The organism is Rhodococcus sp. NJ-530 (assembly GCF_003860625.1).
Taxonomy (GTDB): Bacteria; Actinomycetota; Actinomycetes; order Mycobacteriales; family Mycobacteriaceae; genus Rhodococcus_F; species Rhodococcus_F qingshengii.
Window position 1 is genome coordinate 104,580 of sequence record NZ_CP034154.1, and the last position, 18,261, is coordinate 122,840.

Consider the following 18,261-nt stretch of genomic DNA (forward strand, 5'->3'; position numbering starts at 1 on the left):
TCCCGCGCGGAACCTGCGATCGAATCCGCATTCCGATGCTGCGGCGGAGGACGATCACTCCGCCGCAGCATCGTGGCTAGCTGGCGAGCGGGAGAAGTTCCGTAACGCCCAATGGATTGCGGTTCAGCTGGTGCACCGTTGTCGCATAGTCGAGAACCTCGTCGGTGTGCGAGATCAGGATTGGCGCTGCGAACAGATCGCTTATGGTTTCTACGATCGCCCGACGACCTTCGTCATCGAGATACTGGGTGATCTCGTCGCCGAATATCTGATCGGGCAACCCGCCGTCTGTGACCTGCATCGAGATTCCCAATCGGAAGGCAAGCCCGGCCCGCGCTTTTTCGCCTCCGGAGAGCAGTTTCGTCTTGCGGAGTCGGCCATCGGCAAGTTCCACGCAGGGAACAAAATCTGTACCGAGGTGGAAGGCGACGTGTTCTCCACCGAAACGTTGCAGCAGTTCTGTCGCGGCTTCCGAAATCTGTTGGGTGCATTCGGCGAGCAAGTCTGACCGCAGAGCGGTGAGAGCATCCGCAACTCCGCGTGCGACTTCGGCGACCCGTAGCGCTTCGCACTTGCGTGCCCACTGATCGCGGGCGATATCTGCTTCGTTCGCCACCTGCGCAAGTCCGGTGCGCGCGCTCGAGAGCACTGCCCATGCCTCGCTCACGGTCCTCTCTGCTTCGTCGAGCCGGGTCCGTGCATCGCTGGCTGCCGTTTCGGCCGCGTGAACGATCTGTGGATCCGGGGCGTCGACAATTGCGGATTCTGCGTTGTCGACTGCGCCGTTCGCTGCCTGAAGATCGTGGGCTGCTTTGTGCTCGTCGATGAGCAGCCGGTGTTCTGCCCGTAGCTCTGTCGATCGGCTGTCTACGGTGCCGTGGACGACCCGTGCGGCCTGTAGGCAGGATTGGACGTTCGTGCGGTCCGTCAGTTCCGGGGCTATGTCGTTGTCCAGGCTGGCAAGCAGTTCTACCAGTACATCGAGCTTCTCGGTTTCGTTCTGGAAAGCTGCTTCGCCGCGTTCTCGAACCTGTTCGGCATGGTGTTCGGCTTGTTCAGCGCCGGTGAGTTCTTGTCGTGCTGAGGCAACCTGAGCGTCGATCTCCCTTCGCTTTCCGGCTAGTGCAGCAGCCTGTTCCACCGCTTTCGCTTCGGCCGACTGCGCGGCGGTTAGTTTCGCCTCCAAGTCGGTGATGAGCGCATCGAGATCGTTGATCGATTGACGGCACGTCGGGCAATGGGCTTGGCCAATCGACTGGCGCAACGTGTGCAGCGACTTCGTGAGCGTTACCGCATCCTTGCGGGCGGCGGCCTCGTCTCCATTTGCAGTGCGTATCGAATCGACAACTGCAGCTAGTTCAGTATCTGCCCGTTCCAGTCGTGATTGGGCGGCGACGACATCGAAACTGTCAGCTGCCTTCTGTGCCCGTGCAGTGTCAGTGATGGCTACAGCAACTGCCTCTGCTGCGCCAGCAAGACTCGCGCCTGCTTCCGTGATCCTGCGCAACGAAGTCTGTAGCCCGGTGATCCTGTGCTGCAGCTGATCCGGATCTACGCCAGTGAGGTTTCGATCCGTGACAGTTACGTGTAGTCGTTCCCATCGATCTCGAGCGTTGTCCGCGAGTGCTTTGGCTGCGACTACGGCGTCACGAGACTGTTGTGCGCTTCGCTCCGCGGTTCGCAGCTCGTGTGCCCTTGCGTTGCATTCTTCCCAGTCTCTGCGCGCCCGCTTTGCCTTCGCGTCCGCTGCACCATGAGCAGCTTCGGCCTCACCGAACACCTTGCCGGCCTCCATCTCAAGCTCCTCGGCAGTGGTCACTGCCTCCGGCGATCCCACCGTGCCGTCGGCGACCGCCTGTTTGTCGTTCGCGGACTTGCGTGCCTGTTCACGGAGTTTGGTTACCTGCGATACACCGGTGTGTTCTTCGACGAGTGCGGTTACTTCGGTGGGCGTGGCCGTGGCCAGGGCGTCGACCTCGCCTTGCGCGATCATGTTCGCGCCGCGAAATGCACGGCCTGACATACCCAGAATCTTGGTGACCTCACTCGTCATCAATGTCGGACTCATGCCTTCGATCTCGACACCGTTGCGCCACATGCGGGCACTGGTCTTCTCCACTGGCTTGCCGCCACGATTACCTCTGCGCATCTCTCGCACGGTTCGGTAGGTGTCCTGTCCGTGGCGCCAGGTCACGTCTGCTCCGGCCAATTCCTTGTCGTCGGCTTTGTCATGCCGGAGGTCGATCAGGTCGATACCCGGACCGGGGTCTCCGTACAGTGCGAATCCGAGGGCTCCGAGGAAGGACGACTTTCCGGAGCCAGGAGGGCCAATCAGTGCGTGAATTCCGTTGGTATCGAAGTCGATCTGCAAGTCTTTAATCGATCGGTAGTTATAGATATGTCCGCTGGTGATCTGCATGGTCTACGTCCTCGTCTTGTCCGCGTGCGGGTGGAGCGAATTTGATAGACCGAACCTAAAAGTGGGCGGTCAGGCGTGCGGCACGCCTCGTGATCGGGGTTGGTTGACTCTTGTCAGGCTGATTCTTCGGCAGGGGCCAGCTCGGCCAGTGCACGATGCGCATGGGCGATGACGGGGGTTCGGATGTCTTCGGCCATTGCCCTGAGCATCGCGCCGAGCCTGCCTTCGTCGGTGCGGTCGGTAAAGGCTTGGGCTAGATCAACTGTTCGGCGCCGGTGGTCGCTGCCAGTTCGGGTTTCTGGTTCGGTTGCCAGGCGTGGACCACCGTCACCGGGTAGCGGGTGTTCCCACGCGAACGCCCAGTAGGCGGCGCGGCCGGCGGCTGCCGCCCACTCCCCTGCCAGTGCACGCAGGCCATGTCGCTGCCCGCCGGTTGTGTACGAAATCTTCTGCCGGAGAATGTATCCTCCGTCGCCACTGATCTCGGCGGATTCATCATCCCACCAGTCGCTTTCGGCGAGGCGTTCTCGAATGATCGTGTTGATCTGTTCGATCGTCTTTCCACGTGCGTCTATCGTGTCGAAATCGATCTGGGGACGACGCCACACGTACTGAGGGGTGACGGTGACCCTGCCGTCGGTGGTCAGTTCGAGCAACAGCCAACCTCGCGCGCATATCTCGTCAGAGAATCCTCGTCCGATGAGCGAACCCGTCATCCAGACTTGCCCGCGTTCGCGTCCGTCATCCGGTCCGAAACCGGGGATCGGACCCGGGGTGTGGTAGTCCGACAGGATGCTCTGATCCCAGCCTCGGTTGACCCATTCCTCCGGGATCACTCGCTCGGCGCCGTGGCGGTCATCTGCACCGAACAATCGCCCATCCGCAGAGAAAATACCGTGCGACACAAGGATGTTTACCCCACCTTCGATCGGTTGTGGGTCGACGATGATGCCGCGTTCTGGTAGTCGCGGATCCAGTCCGTTGTGTGAGACAACATGCAAGTAGAACGGCACATCGGGGATCGGTTGGTGCACTTCGTAGTAGCCGGGCTGCGGGCCGATCAGGTCGTCTACTGCTCGTCCCGGATCGGGAAAAACCGCCAAACGACCCAGGTCGGGTTGGTGCAGCAACGCGGCTGCCGAGACCGAAGTCCCGGCGCCGGCGTCATGGTTGCCGGTGTTGACGACAGCGGGGATACCTGCAGCGATTCGCAGGGCGTCGACGCGGCGTTCCTCGTTCACTGCCCGCACCGATGGGTGGTGCACATGGAATCCGTCGCCCCCGTTGATCTGGCAGTCCACCCCTTTGCTGATCATGTCGCGCTGTACCAGTTCGTAGGTGACGTATCCGTCAACTTCGCGGATGTTCGGGCCGGCGGGATGTTTTCGGGCCATTCCACGCATCCCGTATCCGGCATGTGCGCACCCGAAGAATCCAGCTTTCAGAATCACGTCGTTGGTCATGCGCACAGTCTCGCGGTGGGGTTGTATGTGTGCGGCACGCTCGTCGAGGGAGCAACCCGGCGGTGGCTCACGGTCCGTCTGCGCAGTTCGGGGCAGGATTTCGCTGGTCATCGTTGTCGCCGGACAGCGTTGTCACCCATTGGTGCGTCTCGGTGGGGCCGGGTAGTTACGCCCAGACTGGTTCTATCTACCGGTGACGTTCGCGTCTCGATTTATGAATCGGTTGGGGCAGAGGGCCCGATCGTCTGCCCCGTCGTGCTCGACCAGTTCGGGGCGCGTATTTCTGGCATTCTGCGGCTGCTGTTGATGGGATTGGGCTATCGGGGATCAGTTCTGGCCGCTGGTATGCCTGTTTCGTAGCCCACATCTCGTGGTGAAATCTCGGGCTTGATACCGCAACACACCCGCCGGACGTGCTATTTTTTCCTTATCGGAGATGTTGTACACGCTTGAACTCGTTTCGGGCACCATTTGGAGGGACCATGTCATCCACAGTTTTGCCTACCTCTACGCCAGGCCAGATCCGGCCGGCCGGCGTCAACGCGGGATCTTCCGCCCCTTCCTCTCAGCGGAACGTCGCCAGCGAGCTTGAGCGTCTGCGTGCTCGGCACGCATTGCAGGTCGCTCATCGCCGTCGCACTGGTCGACCCATCGCTTCTCCTGCTACCAACAGGGCTACGCAGGACGCGTGGAGACAGGCAGCGACTCGTGTGTCGAAAACTCGCCTGTGCCAAGATGATCCGGATTCCTTCATGCTTCCAGATCCCCGAGTCTCGCTGCAAGCACCGAGGAACGGGTCCCCGCCGCCACCTTCGCGGAATTGGCTGCAGAACGTCGGTTTGTCAAAGCCCGTATCCGAGTGGCGAAGTCAGCGATCGCGGCCTGCCACGAATGCCCGCTTCTGCAGCAGTGCCGACGCGAGGTCCTTGAGGAGGTGAAGTTGGGTAGGCAACCGACGAACACCGTGGTCGCTGCCACCGCATGGAACTCGCGAGGCTTGCCCGACATGCACATCCATGATCCAGGAAGCAACGCTGAACTCGAACACCACACCCTCGATGTCCTCGCTGGAACCAAGCTGTACCGAAATATTCCCGACATCAGTTGGATTCCAGCGGATCTCGATCCGGTACCTACCATCGACGAACATCTCGTCAGTGATGTACTGCATCGCTACAAGTCCGAGGCAGCACTCAAAGAGCTTCCTAAGCGGTTCGTCACGCAGTCCCTTCTCGACCGGAAGCCAAAGGTTTCGGCTGACGGCCGAGCTGTGATCACTTACGGTGAGGAGCGCGAGATCGTTCGTCGCGCGGTCAAACAGCAGATGGTTCCGAATACGTTGGCTACGATCCTCGGTTGCGGATGGGATCGGGCTGCAGATCTGTTGTGCGCGTACGGCGGTGAAGTGCAGGACTACACCCCTGGCCCGCAGGCCGCTCGCCATCGCGATCTTTTCGCAGCCCGCGAGCGCGACACAGCGGCACGCAAGCAGCGGATCAGGGATGCGCAGGCCGCAATGAACTCTACTGGCAGTCACCGCATGTCTGCCTGATTTAGAACCGAAAAGCGGTCCACGCCATTGGCGTGGACCGCTTTTCGTCGATCAAAGGTCAAGACGGGAGAATTCCGCGCGCCTCGTCGATGATCGCCTGAGCGCTATCGAGCTGCTCGTCCGCCTCCTTGCGGGCCTCGCTCTGAGGGAGACTCGTCAGCAGCCCCTTCAATTCGGTGACCGCGGCGTCAGCAGCCTTGAGATCATCCTCGTTCGGTGATCCCTTGCTCATCGCGGCTAGCGACTTCGCGTGCTCTTTCAGCGACTCCTGGAGCGGTTTGACTGCGTTCTGCAGCAGTTTGCCCGTACTCGCATCCTTGAACACCTCCTTCTCGCTGTCGTCGAGCACCAGCAGTGTCTGCGTCCTTATTTGCGCCACAGCGCATCTCCTTAATGTGAGGCGGAACAACGTGTGCGGTCAGTGTAGAAAGCCCGGTTCCGGTGATCGTGGTGCCCGAGACAATCAGAACGGCGGGGGGTCGTCATCTAGGCGGTTCGTCCATGTACTTGTGGTGTTGTGGGCAAGAGAATTCCGGTCACGGCGTTGAGGCCGTCCTGCGAGCGCATCTGCCACTGAGGCGACACCGGTTGCGCTGGCGCGACCATCCACAACTGCTCGGCGCCGAGCGTGCACCTCCATCGCTGGATCGTCGTACCCTGGTCTCGACGGCAAGTGGGTGAGTCTGCCGCCCGTATCCCCAGCGGGGAGATGCTGGGAGAACTCGCGCCGAATCCTGGTTATCCACGCGTCATTCCAGTTCAGCCACGCCATCGGGTCGGTGACACTTTCCAAGAACACTGGGTTCGCGCCGAACGACAGACCTGTCACTGCGCCACCCACGCACATCCAGGTGTAGCGACCTGTCGCCTCTGGCGGTGGTGCGGCCCGGTACAGCGCCAGGTGGGAGTCGGAGACCCTGCCGGCCATGCGTTTGATGTCGGATTGGTCGTGAAGTCCGTATCCAACTAAGAGCACCGCGAGTTGGCGCCAAATGTCGTCGCGTAGGCCTGTCGCGGATTGCAGGATGAATGCGAATCCGATGCCGAACTTTCGCACATCACGGCAGTCGCCTGCGAACTGGTTCGAGAGCGACACCAATGCGTCTGGTTGCGTGCTATCGGCAGGTCCCGCGTATTGCCATGCTTCGTCGACGACGACCTGCACGTTCAAGCTTCCGCCAGCCGTGAACTGCTGTTGGCCTGCCAGTTTGAGCGTGTTGAGCAATTGCGACATGATGCGGGCTTTCACCTCCGCGGAGTCCAACAGCCGAGTCGCCGCCATTACGTCGCCCGTTGTGTCGGCATCGTTGCCGTCGAGGTTCAGTTGTGACAGGTCGGCGGAAAGGTCAAGCACCAGCCAGGGCGCAGGTTGTCCTGCTTTCGGGGCCATGACCTGCCTCATCAATCCCCAGGCGTCACGCCGACGATCCGTGGCCCCGAGCGATTCTGGATCCGCGCCGGCCGCGATCTTCATGGCACCGGTGGGGGAGTACGGCGACCACAGAGAGTGCAGGGCGGAAAATACAGCCAGCAGTTGCTGAAACTTTTGATGCCCAGAGGGGTCGAGCGCTCCGGGCGGAAGTCGATCGAGGATGTGTTCGGCGATCGGTTCGCCCTCGGAGTCGGAAGTGGGTCGATAGATGGTGCGCGCCACGCGATTCTGTTGCTCGGTTCCCGCGTAGATTGTGCCGGCGGGAAGAATCCCGTGGAGGCTGTCGAGGAGGTATGTCATTACCGCCTCTGGTGCCGATTCGGTCCAATCCTCAGTCCCGCAAGCTGCTTTGAGCGCTTTCTTGTCCTGCAGTGCCGCGTGCAGCATGTCGCGGGCTTGAGCGACGTTCTCGTCTGCACCTGCACCGAAGGCAAGGTTCCGAAACCATTTCGATTCCTCGAGGAGCCGTAAGAAGAGTGGCGCGTCCTTTCGGAGTCGCAACGATTGAGACAATCGGGCCACGAAAACGGTGCGGCCGCAGGCTGTTGCGAGGCCTTGCAGCGAAAACGGCAGTCCGTGTTCTGTTGCCCACTGCCCCTGCGGGTCCAGGATGATCTGTCCCATCCCTGGCCAGCGAAGTTGTGATGCGAGCACGTATTCGAAGCAGACGGACTTTCCGGATCCTGTTGCACCGAGAACGGCCAGATGCCGAGATCCGCGGGGACCGGAGAAGTCCGGCAATGTGAACGGGATTCGGACGGAAGAGCCGCGCAGAGTCCCGATGTATGCCGGCTGATCGGTATCTGCCATCAGTTCGTCTGCGGTCTGTTGGTCCAAGAGCGCGACTGGAGTGCCTGTCGCCGGCGAATTTGACAACACCGCAGCGTGTTTCCGCCACTTTCCATCCCAGTTCCGGAAGACCGCTTCGACCTTGATGGTGACAGCGCGGGTGTCTCCGCTGTCACCTGACTGGTGTTCGATGGCGCCGTTCGTCGCTACGTGCATAGCTTCTCGTGCGTTGGCGGTGTGCACAGGATTGATCGTTTCGACTTTCGTGACCGTCCCAAGCGCCAACTCCTCGGAGCCGTTGTCGAAGACGATCGTGAAGGCAAGCATCGATCCGAGTAGCGCGAGGTGGTAGGAGCGACTGCTCAGATTGAGGACCGCCGAATCGCATGTTGAGGGTGAGCCGATAACGGCAAGGCCACCAATGTCCACAGTTCCTCATTTCGGTTCGTTGGTGCGGTGAGAGCGACGGTATCTGCGGCGATTGCCCTGTGCGGCACCTGTCTTCTGTGTAGGCGGGGCCGCCGAAAGCCACTGGCGCTGTTGCCGGAAAGTGAGAAAACAACAGGTTATTGAGGTGTGGAGTGGTGTTTGACCCTGCACTCAGCAGGTGTGTCCGCGTCAAGGGGAGGAGCACCGGAACCGCCCAGTTTACGATTTCCATCGTCGGAGAAACTCACACATCCCGTAGGGGCTCAGGCCCATGCGTGAACGTAGTTGGACTGCACCAATGTCCTGCTACGCAGCAGAAAGGAGCAGGGCGCTACTGCGCCCGACGAAGCGAATGGGCAAATCAAAGGGAAACCACCGGCGGGTCACTAACCGCCAACGCACGATCGCCACGGCCGCGACAGTGAGCGTGCTTGCTCTCGCAGCTCTCCCCACCGGGGTGGCTTACGCGGCCCCCCAGGGTGGCGTGACCACTCCCGGTGCCGGCGGCGAGCAGGGAACCCAGACGCAGAACAACGGTGGTGGACAGGCCGGTGTTTCGACGCCGAAACCAAATCCGGCACCGACACCACCGGAAGAGCGCACCTATTGGGTTCCGCCGTCACAGCAGGCACAGCAGGCACCGTCACGCCCGATCCCGACGACCAGTCCTGATGCGGACTACTCACCCCCGTTGCAGCAGCAAACGTTCCGGCCGCCGACCGCAGTTCCCACAGTCGCACCAATCGAAGCCCCTGTCGACGAAAAGGGTGAGCAACTGCTCCGCGCCGGTGACCGCATTGCGAAGAAACCGAATTGGATGACCGATCAGGTCCTCGACACGACGAACTACACACTCGCGGGTTGGGAATCGGATGCGTCCGGGTTCTGGCGTTCCGTTGGTGTCGACGACAACCGCTCTGATCGAGTTGCCGCGTCGATGGTCTCCGGAGCAGCGGTCGGCGCCGTCGTCACTGCAGTGCCGTTCGCAATCGCAGGAGGCGCTCTCGGCGGCCCGGTGGGTGTTCCCTTCGGAGCCGCTGTTACACAGGCAATTCTGCCATTCGCCCCCGGTATCGCGGCCGTTCCGGGTGCCACAGTGGGCTACACAGCGGGCGCTGCAGGTGGTGCTGCATTGGGCGGTGCAATCGGCCTCGTAGTCGGCGGCGTCGGTGGGGCGATCACTGGCGGGCTCATCGGAGGTGGCGAGGCCACCGATGACGAACTCGTCCTTACCGAGCTTCCTCAGCTGCCGGATCCGGACCCTGTCCAGATCACGAAGGACGTGTCGAACTCGGCTCAAGGCCTTGCGAGCACCCCGGCCGGTGCGGGCGTCGTTCAGGCAATTGCCGATGCTCCGGCGAATTTCGAGCACGCCAACGAGCAGTTCCGGCAGACAGTCGTCAACGTCGCGGGACAGCCTGCGCTGGACGTGATCGACCAGGCGGCTACGGCGCATGCAGAGGCTGTTGCGCCGATCAACGCAATGCTGACGCCGTTCACTGACCGCATCAATACTGCGGTCGGCGCTGCTCAGCAGGGCATTGATCAGGTCATCGCTCCGTAGTCGAACCACGATTTCATCACATCCTGCCGGGGAGGGCGCTGAGGCCCAGCACCCTCCCCGGCCCGATCGGTATCGGTAGGTAATCTGCATGAACGACTGGGACACTCGGGGATCAACAGACGACGACTATCTCGATCCGCAGCTCGGCAGCGACGTCGACGACAGTACGTCCGGTCCGCTCCCCTCTCCGCACACGGAGCCAGTGACATTCACCGCACCCACTCACGCTGAGCTTTTCGACTCCAACACCGCCGAGTCCGAATCATCAGGGCCATATGTTCCCCCGCCGAACAAATCCTTGTACCAGCGAGCTCCACGCAAGCCCCGTGTCGATCCGCCGGTATCCGCCGGTATCCGCCAGGGCACGCTGCCGTCCAAGCTCCGCGACCGCAAGACTGCAGTAATTGTGGGATCTCTGGTTGTTGCCGCGCTCGCTGTTGTGGGCGCTGGAACTTTCGCTCTCACAAATGCTTTTCCGCAAGACAGCACTCCCTTGGCGGAGGCCTTCCCAGAGACGAGCAGCGAGGTTGCCACCATCCCTCCAGCACCGTCCACGACGCCCCCACCCACCGCTGTCACACCGCCCTTCTGCACCGATCCGAGCCCGGGGGACATCGTTTCGGTGACTAATAGCGTCGGCGACAGAGCAACCGGACCAGGCACGATCGCCGCATTCGAATACCACTATTACGTGGATCGCGATGGGACGAAGGTGGCATCTACTTACGACCCTTCCTTGCAGATGGATCCGGCAGGCATTCAGCCCTACATCGACAAGATTGCCTCTGATACCGTGCACTGCACCACAATTGAGCCTACTGATTCACCGGACAAATATCGGGTGTCCGTCGCGTTGAAGCCTTCGAACTCGATGCGAATTGAGCAGGTCGACCCGATGCTGATTTCTGTGGCCCCCGGTCCGGGCGGATGGATGATCACCCAGATCGTGCCGGCCTGACAGGAGAATTGTCAGGTCCGGTAGTGCCGGATCCCGGCAGGATGCGTCTCACTGAATGTTCTCGATGCTGCGCCCATCAATTGTGTAATCAATGATGTCACTTCTCGTTTGGCGAAGGTGTCGGCCTGGTGTTGAGGGAACGGCTCGATCACTCGGGTTCCGATGATCGTCTCACTGACTTTGGCGCACAAGTCGGCCGCCACGGAGTCCGCGACATCGTCAATGTCGGCATCGTCGACGTCGGCCGAGAGCGTGTACTCGATCTTTACGGCTCGCAATGGCATTCCTCGGGGAAGAACGTAAGTAACGAAGACGGGTAGCTCTTCACGCCAGTGACCTAGTAATTCATCGATTACGTGTGCCCACTCTCGCACCGGTTTCGGGGCATCGGCCGTCGCCTTCGCGGTCACTCGCAGTGCTTCATCGGCTCGGCGAGGTCGTAGGTACTCCCCCGATTGCAATACTGAGGTGGCCGCGATGCGGTCGCGCTGCATGTTCAACCAAGCCCCACTGCCCTCACCGAGTTGCGCCGCCCACAACTTGCAATAGCCAGATGCTGTGTCTTGCTTAGGAAGCGCTCGCAGACGTCCTTGCAGTCCGTAGTGGACGTAGTCACCTATCAGGGTGTCGGTGTTGCAGTCGGCCAATGTTGCACAGACCAACTCCGCAGTGGTCGGATCGGAGGTCAAGAGCCCTGTGGCGATCGAAATCAGTGGGGTGGCCAGCGACCCGTCCATCCAAACGACGTGACTTCGATCGGCGGTGTCAAGGGCTGCGGCGAGCTCACACAATGCCATCAACATCGACCGCGCCCGATCGGTTTCCGACGAAACTGGCATGACCATCGTCGCGGGGACACTCGAACGGAGATCACTGCTGACTCCAACGGCGGCGATCCACGTCAGGGCATCAGTTTGCTCGTGCGCTACACCTCCGTCTACGCACACAAGATCGGGTTCGTTCGCAGGTCCACGCGTGGGTGCAATGCGAATGGCCTGCGTTCGTTGTAGGTGCGATAGCAAATCACTGTGCTGCTGTTGTGGGTCGATCGCTGCCAGTAGTTGGCTGGCTGTATCGAGCACCGTGTCGAATTGCATAGGCCTCCTCACTCGAGATGATCGTGCACAGCCAGCGTATGAGGCTCAACTACGCAGAGCGGCAGCATCGGACGCCATCCCGAAATGAGCTCTGACGTGCGCTGATGCGCTGCGGAGGAACCACGAAGACCAGTGACCGCTCTGTTACCCTGCATGTATCGGAGAAGCAGCATGGGACAGCTATCGAATAATCAACTCCTGATTCAAGTCGGCTGGCCCGCCACAACAAGGGGAACTGATGAAGCGAAGCAGACGAATACTGGGCCTGGTCTCGGCCGGCACCGCCTTGTCGCTGGTGACAATCGGTGTCACGGCAACGGCGTCCGCTTCGGCGGATCCAACCACCACGACGGTCGCCGCTATAACTTCGGCGATTCCTGACCTGGGAGACCTAGCTGGAACCGTCGACTGGACGGCAGCGGCCACCGCTGCAGCGAACACCGCAGCCGCAGCGAGCGGGAACGGACAGGCTACCGCGTCGACGCCAAACGTGACGGGAGATGCGATCACGGACAAAGCCGTCACAGCGCCCGTCAGGGAGGGTGTGAATCTGATCGCCGGAGCTCTACCGCCGGGCGCAATCATCCCTGGTTCCAAGGGAACTGACGGAATGCTGACCGGTTCCACCGCACCGCGGTGTGCAGCTACCGTGATCACAGCTGTGCCTGGCACATTCGAGACGGGTCCTACCGCTGATCCGAATGCTCCTGTCGGCCTTCTCGCTCAGGTGGTGGAACCTTTGACAGCTGCTCTGGGAAACCAGGTGTCAGCGACATTCATCCCGTACGCCTCTGATGCCTCGGTCAACGGCACCAGTTACCTCCGGAGCGTCTCGACTGGCGTTCAAGCGACGTTGGCAACGATGGAGGATGTGGCGAATCGCTGCCCAGAGGCACAGCAGATCTTGCTGGGATTCTCACAGGGTGCCGAAATCGGTGGCGACGTGGCCACGGCAATTGGACAGCGGCGCACGAGCATCAACCCGGACAGTGTGGTCGCTGTCGGATTGTTCTCAGATCCGAAGCGTCCAGAAACCTCGAATGTTTTGGCGGACACGACTCAGACCCAACCGGCGTTGCCCACGAGTCTTCAGGAGAAGATCAAAGAGATCGTCGAATCTCCGTCCTTCGCGCAGATGCAGTTGCAGCTCACCGACGGATTCCGGTCGCTGGTAAACCAAGTCGCGACACAGGTCAGCGACACTGGACGTGCTGTTGCTGATGCAACTGCACCCACGTCGTCGACGCAGAAGTCAACGACAACCACGACTACCCACGCTGCCGTCCCCGACTCGGATAGTCAGGCTGTCGCAACGACGACCGCCCCGGAGGAAACCGCCTCTGTTGCAGGTAGCAGCACCAACTCGGCAGAGACGACGACCAAGCGTCCAGCTGCCGGTCAGTCCGGATCCACGACCACCTCTCACAGCCCGACCACGACGTCGAGCAGTAAGAGTTCATCCGCTGAGTCCCCCGGCGCTGCTTCAACTCGCGCCCCGTCGGTCACCGATGATCCGCTGATGCAGCCCCTCGACGACGGAACTAATCGCGACGGAATCAACAATGCGCCGGCGGCGAAGCCGTCGACATCGCCAAAGGCACCCACGACGTCCAAAGCTGCACCTTCCTCGAGTAAGACTGCGGCGGCCGGTAGCGAGACGAACAACACGGCAGATGGTGGGCTCGCAAGCAACTTCGCCAAGTCGTTGGCGGGGGACGGAGTAAAGCCAGAAGCCCGAATTGCGGTCAACGTCAACGAGAACCGTAAAGTTGATGTCGCACCAGTGACCATGGGAGCGGTATCGGGTGGCGGCTTGTCAGGGCAACGCGATTCAGACTTCGGTGCTTTGTCCGGGGTCGTCGCAGAAATCTGCGTTCCCGGAGACGTTGTGTGCTCACTCCCTGAAAACTCAGAGCTGGCACGTCAGCTTGTCCAGGTGGGGAAGAACGTTTCCGGCAATCTAGGTGAGCTCGCGACTGTCGATGGCGCGAATCGTATGGTGGGCTTGCTCTCGCTGCAGGCGGTCAACACCGTTGCCGACATCACGGGTATGCCACGGTCGAAGTTGTCCGCGGAGACGCTGCAGTCGATGGTTGAAATGATTGCGGGTTCAGCCATGACAAGTATGGGCAATCCCGCTGGCGCGGCGTTGTTGGCGAAGGGTGTATCGGCTCTGCCGAACGCGCTACCTGAGGTTTTCGCTCAAATCGCGGATATTCCAGCGATTCTCGCTCAGCTCCCTAATGCAGGGGACACCGCGATGAAGAACCTCGGGTTGGACAAGGTCGTGGACAGGATATCGCAGGCCTTCGCGGAAGCCGGTATGACCAGTCCCCTTCAATTCGACAAGTTGCCGATAGCGATCCCCCGGGTTCTCGAGGCGTTGGCTCAGGACAACCAAGGTTTGCTGCAGTTGGCAACCAATCCGGCCGTGCACTCGGGCAACAGCCTTCACGTAGCTTTCGACACCATTCAGATTGCCGGCAATCAGGATCCGTACCAGTGGGTAGATGATTGGTTCAAGCGAATCTCTGTCACTGCGTAGCTTTTACAACGACTGTGGCCCACTCTCTGGCAAAGAGGGTGGGCCACAGTCGTTTCGTTGAGCGTGCCTAACCGTCTGCAAGTGCCTTCTGCTCGATCATGGCCATGAGGGTTCTGACGGTCTTGGTCTTGAGTTCGCTATCGGCGACGGGTCGCAGTCCTCTCACGATTTCGAGGAGATCGACGTCGTCGAGGTCGGTCGTCTTGTCGAGGTCGAGGATGTGGACTTCGTCAGATGTGGCGGCCGTGCCTTCGGAGATCACCACCAATGGGATCGCGTTTGGAGGGGCTACGTCTTTGCGCGGTCGATTGTTGGTTCGCGTAGTTCTTTTGGTTCCTGACTTCACCTGCTGTGAGTCCTCCGGCGTGGGTGCGGGATCTCGCTTCCCCGGTTCAGGCGTACCCGGCTCTGACGGGGGACTCGGCTCAGGTGTGGAGACTGGCGATGGAAGGGGATCGTGCTTCACCGCCCCACACCCCCCCGACTCCGGCGTAGTGCCGGGCTCAGGCGTGGCTGCGTCCACCGAGGGATCCACTTTCGCCTCAGAGTCCACAGAGGCTGACGTTTCCGGCTCAGCCGAGGTCTCGGAGGCCGACGTCTCTTCAACCGCGCGAGATGCGTCCTGAGGCGGTATGTCCGTATCGTCCTTCGTATCTGTCGGTACCGTGGCCGCTCGGGGCTGAGCGACTGGCACCGGGCCTGAGCGGGGTCGCCCGAACTTACTGGCTGGCCGGGCAAATGCGTTGTTGGTCATGGTTGTGGGCCTCCCTCGCCTACTCACGTCGCAGGCCGGTATCTAGGTGTGTGGGTCCGATAGAAGAGGTTTAACAACCACTGCCGCGTTGCGCGGCACGGATCCAGCACCCAAAGTCGAGTCAGACGCGACGACGCAAGAGCTGGTTCACTCGCATCAGTTCCTGCAGGATCTCAGCCTCATCGTCACCGCCGGCCGTCAATCGCTGCTGCAGCTGAGTCTGTGCGTGCAGCAAGGTCCGTCTCTGCACCCGCGATGCAGTGTCGACAGCGCTGGCAGCGTCCATCACCTCGGTGAATGCGATCAGCCACAGCAGCCTGTGGTGTTTATGCTCGACCGCCTCGGTCATGACCTGCGACCACAACTCGGCGGCGTCTCCGGATACTGGCCTGCCGTGGGGGTACATCACCGTGGACATCTCGACAATCTCTGCGACTGGGCGTGAGAACAGCTGATAGAGATCGGTCTTGAGTTGCGCTAATACAGTTTCGGCTGTTTGCGGATAGGCGATGAAGTACGCCGCCAAACTGCAGTCTGCATCAGTTAACGGCTGATCTAGCGGCGCTGCGTCTGTCGCCGGGGACTGACTTGCACCTGACTGTGTCGGAGACACGTCACCGGTATCGACGCCGATCTCAGTTGCCGCCCACTGTTGGTACTCCCTGCGGAGCACAGCGGACTGCACAGCTGAAAGCCTGCGCCGCACTTGTTCGGTGGCGTTCACCTTTCCTTCCGGGGTGGTGAGATCGAAGTTGCCTATGTCGCCGGTTAGCAAGGTTCGCAGTGCGGGACGCCGTTTGTCGGTCGCTGCCACCAGTGCATCAGCGCCTCCGACGGTTCTCACGTCGCACGGATCTGATTTGTCGCCATAGGCAGTGAAATCGAGCACGGTGATGTTGGTCGTGAAGCCCTGGCATGCTTGGAACAGTGCCCAAGCGGCTTTTCGTCCAGCTGTGTCGTTGTCGAATCCCACGATGATTTCACCGCCGTCGCCGACGCGGGACGCCAGCAGCTCGGCTTGGGTTCTGCTGAAGGCGCTTCCGGATGCTGCGACGGTGTTGTCCAATCCGGAAGCGACCATCGCCATCACGTCCGTCTGACCTTCTACGACGAATACCTGACGACGTTGGAGCATTGAACGACGAGCCTTGTCGTAGCCGAACAGCAGATCACCTTTATGGAACAGGTCGGTGGCGCTGGTGTTGAGGTACTTCGCTGGCGCCGTTCCGGTGAGGTCGCGTCCGGTGAATCCGACTATGCGCCCTTGCGGGTCGTGGATCGGCCACATCAATCGGCCGCGGAACGCGTCGTAGTACCCGCGTTCCCCTTCCTTGGTGATCCCGGCATCTCGTTGGATCTCGAGCGGGTGTCCGGCAGCGGTGAGCGCAGCGCTGAGAGCATTGCCGCCGACAGGGTTGTACCCGAGACCCCATTCCTGCGCGTGCTCGCTGGTGAAGCCTCTCGCTCGAAGGAAGTCGCGGGCTGCTCGGCCTTCGGGGAGTGTGAGAAGCCATTCGCTGGTGAGCTGTTGCGCTTTTTCAAGGACGCTGCGAAGTTCATTTCGGGCGCGAAGATCGTTGTCTGCGAGGGAATCTGAACCTTGAGGCACTGCCAACCCGGCACGATTGGCCAGCTCTGAAACCGACTCTACGAAGCGGAGTCCGTCGACTTGCATCAGAAAGTCGATGGCGTCGCCGCTCGCGCCGCATCCGAAGCAGTGGAATCGGCCCCAGTCGATGTTGATCGTGAACGACGGTGTCCGCTCGGCATGGACGGGGCACAGCGCTTTCACACGGCCTACGCCTGCAGGTTTGAGGTCCAGATAGTCCGCGGCCACCAGTTCAAGGCTTGTGCGGGAACGCAGTTCATTCAAGAACTCCGTGGAGAATCGGGGCGTACGCGGATTCTGCAGGTCCACTCCACGCTCCTACCCTTGTCAGATTCGGTGTTGCCACCTCAGCGTAGAAGAGCTGGTTCAGGGCGTGGCACTGGCCAAATCAGTTCTATCGGTTCCGATCGCGTAGCGCTTGTTGATGCCGTTTGAACCAGGCCTTCTGCTTCGCTTGCCAGGCGTCTTCGGATTGCTGCCAGGCGCCGCGCGATGACGAGAGTCGTTCGTCGAGAGTTGCCATGTCGATCGGCCCGGCTTTGAGTACCTCGACAACGGCGTCTTTCGTGCCGCCGACTGATCGAACTTTCTTCAGGAATTCTTTCGGATGCCATGCCGGACAGCCATGCGCCCTTAACATGTTGCTGGCTGTCTGGCTGTCGTCGAACCAGGCGATGATGGGTTGCGCGGGTCCGTGCTCGTCCTGCCACGCCCACCATTGCCGGACTTTCACCTCGTCCTGAGGCCGCGACCCGTCTTTGATGAAGTGCCGAAACATGATCGGGCCCGGGGGGAACTTGTGGCTGAGCAACCAGTTCCAAGTAGCTCGGGCGAACTGTTCGGGGCGGGTCGTCGAGTATGCGATCTGTAGGCCTGCGGACTGCAACATCTCGACCAGTTTTCGCCCAGCCCGGATCACCTTTGCGCGGCTGTAGGACCGGTGGAAAGTATGCCAATCACGATCTTGCGATCGCTCCGTGTTCAGTAACGGCTCGAACTCCGCCATCGACGCGAGTACCCCGTCAATGTCGATCACTGCGAACGCGCCGGGAGTGGCCGGCTTGTTCTTCCAGGGTGTCGGCCGGAATCGTGATTCGGGCTGTCGCGGGGTCGGTGACATAGCATCTGACAGTATCCCGGACAGGAAGGATCGCCTGCTAGTTGGGGTGTGTGCGGCGTTTCTCGATTGGTTGCCTGAACGTCGCTGTGGCGCCCAGTCGGTTCGTCGTGGGCGCCACAGCCGGATCAGTTGAATAGCTATGCGACCAACTCGGTGCGCAACCGTGCGAGCTGAACACGTCCGAGTCCCTTTACTCGCTTCGCCTCGGAGATGTCGAGTCTGCCCATCAGGCTGATCGCGCCTTGGCGGCCGCGGCCGGGGAGTGATTCGATCAGGTGAAGGACTCTCATTTTGCCAACGACGGCGTCACTGTCTGCGCGCTCGAGTACTTCCTCGACCTTCACAGTGCCAGCTTTCAGTTTGGCTTTGAGATCTGCTCGTGCCTTGCGCATTTCTGCGGCTTTCTTCAAGCTCTCGGCACGCTGTTCAGGGGTGAGTACGGGTAGCGACATGGGCTTCTCCCTTTGCTGGGTTGGGCAGTCGATTCACTGCCGTGATCCTGGTTGGCTTTTCGTATAGCCGAGTAGTTC

The 18,261-nt window shown here is 60.9% G+C and carries 13 protein-coding genes; 4 read left to right on the plus strand and 9 right to left on the minus strand.

Annotation, left to right across the window (positions count from 1 at the left end; genetic code table 11):
• Nucleotides 1–76: 76 nt before the first annotated feature.
• Nucleotides 77–2,419, minus strand: a complete 2,343-nt coding sequence (locus tag EHW12_RS30890; protein ID WP_047269097.1) for an SMC family ATPase — start codon at nucleotides 2,417–2,419, stop codon at nucleotides 77–79.
• A gap of 113 nt (nucleotides 2,420–2,532) precedes the next feature.
• On the minus strand, nucleotides 2,533–3,882 hold the full coding sequence (locus tag EHW12_RS30895; RefSeq protein ID WP_125053032.1) for a hypothetical protein: 1,350 nt from the start codon (nucleotides 3,880–3,882) through the stop codon (nucleotides 2,533–2,535).
• Between the two features lie 940 nt (nucleotides 3,883–4,822).
• Here EHW12_RS30895 and EHW12_RS30900 point away from each other — a divergent pair.
• The gene (locus tag EHW12_RS30900; RefSeq protein ID WP_125053034.1) at nucleotides 4,823–5,434 is read left to right on the plus strand and encodes a hypothetical protein; all 612 of its coding nucleotides are present in this window, start codon (nucleotides 4,823–4,825) and stop codon (nucleotides 5,432–5,434) included.
• 58 nt (nucleotides 5,435–5,492) lie between these two features.
• Here EHW12_RS30900 and EHW12_RS30905 read toward each other — a convergent pair whose 3' ends face one another.
• Nucleotides 5,493–5,813: a hypothetical protein gene (locus tag EHW12_RS30905; protein WP_047269100.1), complete on the minus strand. Its 321-nt coding sequence runs from the start codon at nucleotides 5,811–5,813 to the stop codon at nucleotides 5,493–5,495.
• Nucleotides 5,814–5,897: 84 nt separating this feature from the next.
• On the minus strand, nucleotides 5,898–8,084 hold the full coding sequence (locus EHW12_RS30910; RefSeq protein WP_047269101.1) for a DUF87 domain-containing protein: 2,187 nt from the start codon (nucleotides 8,082–8,084) through the stop codon (nucleotides 5,898–5,900).
• A 352-nt stretch (nucleotides 8,085–8,436) separates the two neighbouring features.
• On the opposite strand from EHW12_RS30910, the gene EHW12_RS30915 reads away from it, so the two are divergent.
• Both EHW12_RS30915 and EHW12_RS30920 read left to right on the plus strand, forming a co-directional pair.
• Nucleotides 8,437–9,648 carry a hypothetical protein gene (locus EHW12_RS30915; protein ID WP_052959771.1) on the plus strand — a complete coding sequence of 404 codons (1,212 nt, stop codon included), beginning with the start codon at nucleotides 8,437–8,439 and terminating at the stop codon, nucleotides 9,646–9,648.
• 88 nt (nucleotides 9,649–9,736) lie between these two features.
• Nucleotides 9,737–10,606 carry a hypothetical protein gene (locus EHW12_RS30920; protein ID WP_125053036.1) on the plus strand — a complete coding sequence of 290 codons (870 nt, stop codon included), beginning with the start codon at nucleotides 9,737–9,739 and terminating at the stop codon, nucleotides 10,604–10,606.
• A gap of 11 nt (nucleotides 10,607–10,617) precedes the next feature.
• Here EHW12_RS30920 and EHW12_RS30925 read toward each other — a convergent pair whose 3' ends face one another.
• Nucleotides 10,618–11,703, minus strand: coding sequence for a hypothetical protein (locus tag EHW12_RS30925; RefSeq protein ID WP_047269103.1), 1,086 nt, complete (start codon nucleotides 11,701–11,703; stop codon nucleotides 10,618–10,620).
• Nucleotides 11,704–11,941: 238 nt separating this feature from the next.
• On the opposite strand from EHW12_RS30925, the gene EHW12_RS30930 reads away from it, so the two are divergent.
• Complete coding sequence (locus EHW12_RS30930) at nucleotides 11,942–14,248, plus strand: cutinase family protein (protein WP_047269104.1); 2,307 nt, start codon at nucleotides 11,942–11,944, stop codon at nucleotides 14,246–14,248.
• A gap of 67 nt (nucleotides 14,249–14,315) precedes the next feature.
• On the opposite strand, the gene EHW12_RS30935 is transcribed toward EHW12_RS30930, so the two are convergent.
• From EHW12_RS30935 to mihF, 4 genes are all read right to left on the minus strand, one after another.
• Nucleotides 14,316–14,513: a hypothetical protein gene (locus EHW12_RS30935; protein ID WP_058228286.1), complete on the minus strand. Its 198-nt coding sequence runs from the start codon at nucleotides 14,511–14,513 to the stop codon at nucleotides 14,316–14,318.
• Between the two features lie 610 nt (nucleotides 14,514–15,123).
• Nucleotides 15,124–16,920: a DNA primase gene (gene dnaG / locus EHW12_RS30940; RefSeq protein ID WP_125053038.1), complete on the minus strand. Its 1,797-nt coding sequence runs from the start codon at nucleotides 16,918–16,920 to the stop codon at nucleotides 15,124–15,126.
• An 85-nt stretch (nucleotides 16,921–17,005) separates the two neighbouring features.
• Nucleotides 17,006–17,731 (minus strand): hypothetical protein, encoded by a 726-nt coding sequence (locus EHW12_RS30945; RefSeq protein WP_052959772.1) that lies wholly within the window; start codon nucleotides 17,729–17,731, stop codon nucleotides 17,006–17,008.
• Between the two features lie 137 nt (nucleotides 17,732–17,868).
• Nucleotides 17,869–18,183 (minus strand): integration host factor, actinobacterial type, encoded by a 315-nt coding sequence (mihF, locus tag EHW12_RS30950; protein WP_047269107.1) that lies wholly within the window; start codon nucleotides 18,181–18,183, stop codon nucleotides 17,869–17,871.
• Nucleotides 18,184–18,261: the final 78 nt, after the last annotated feature.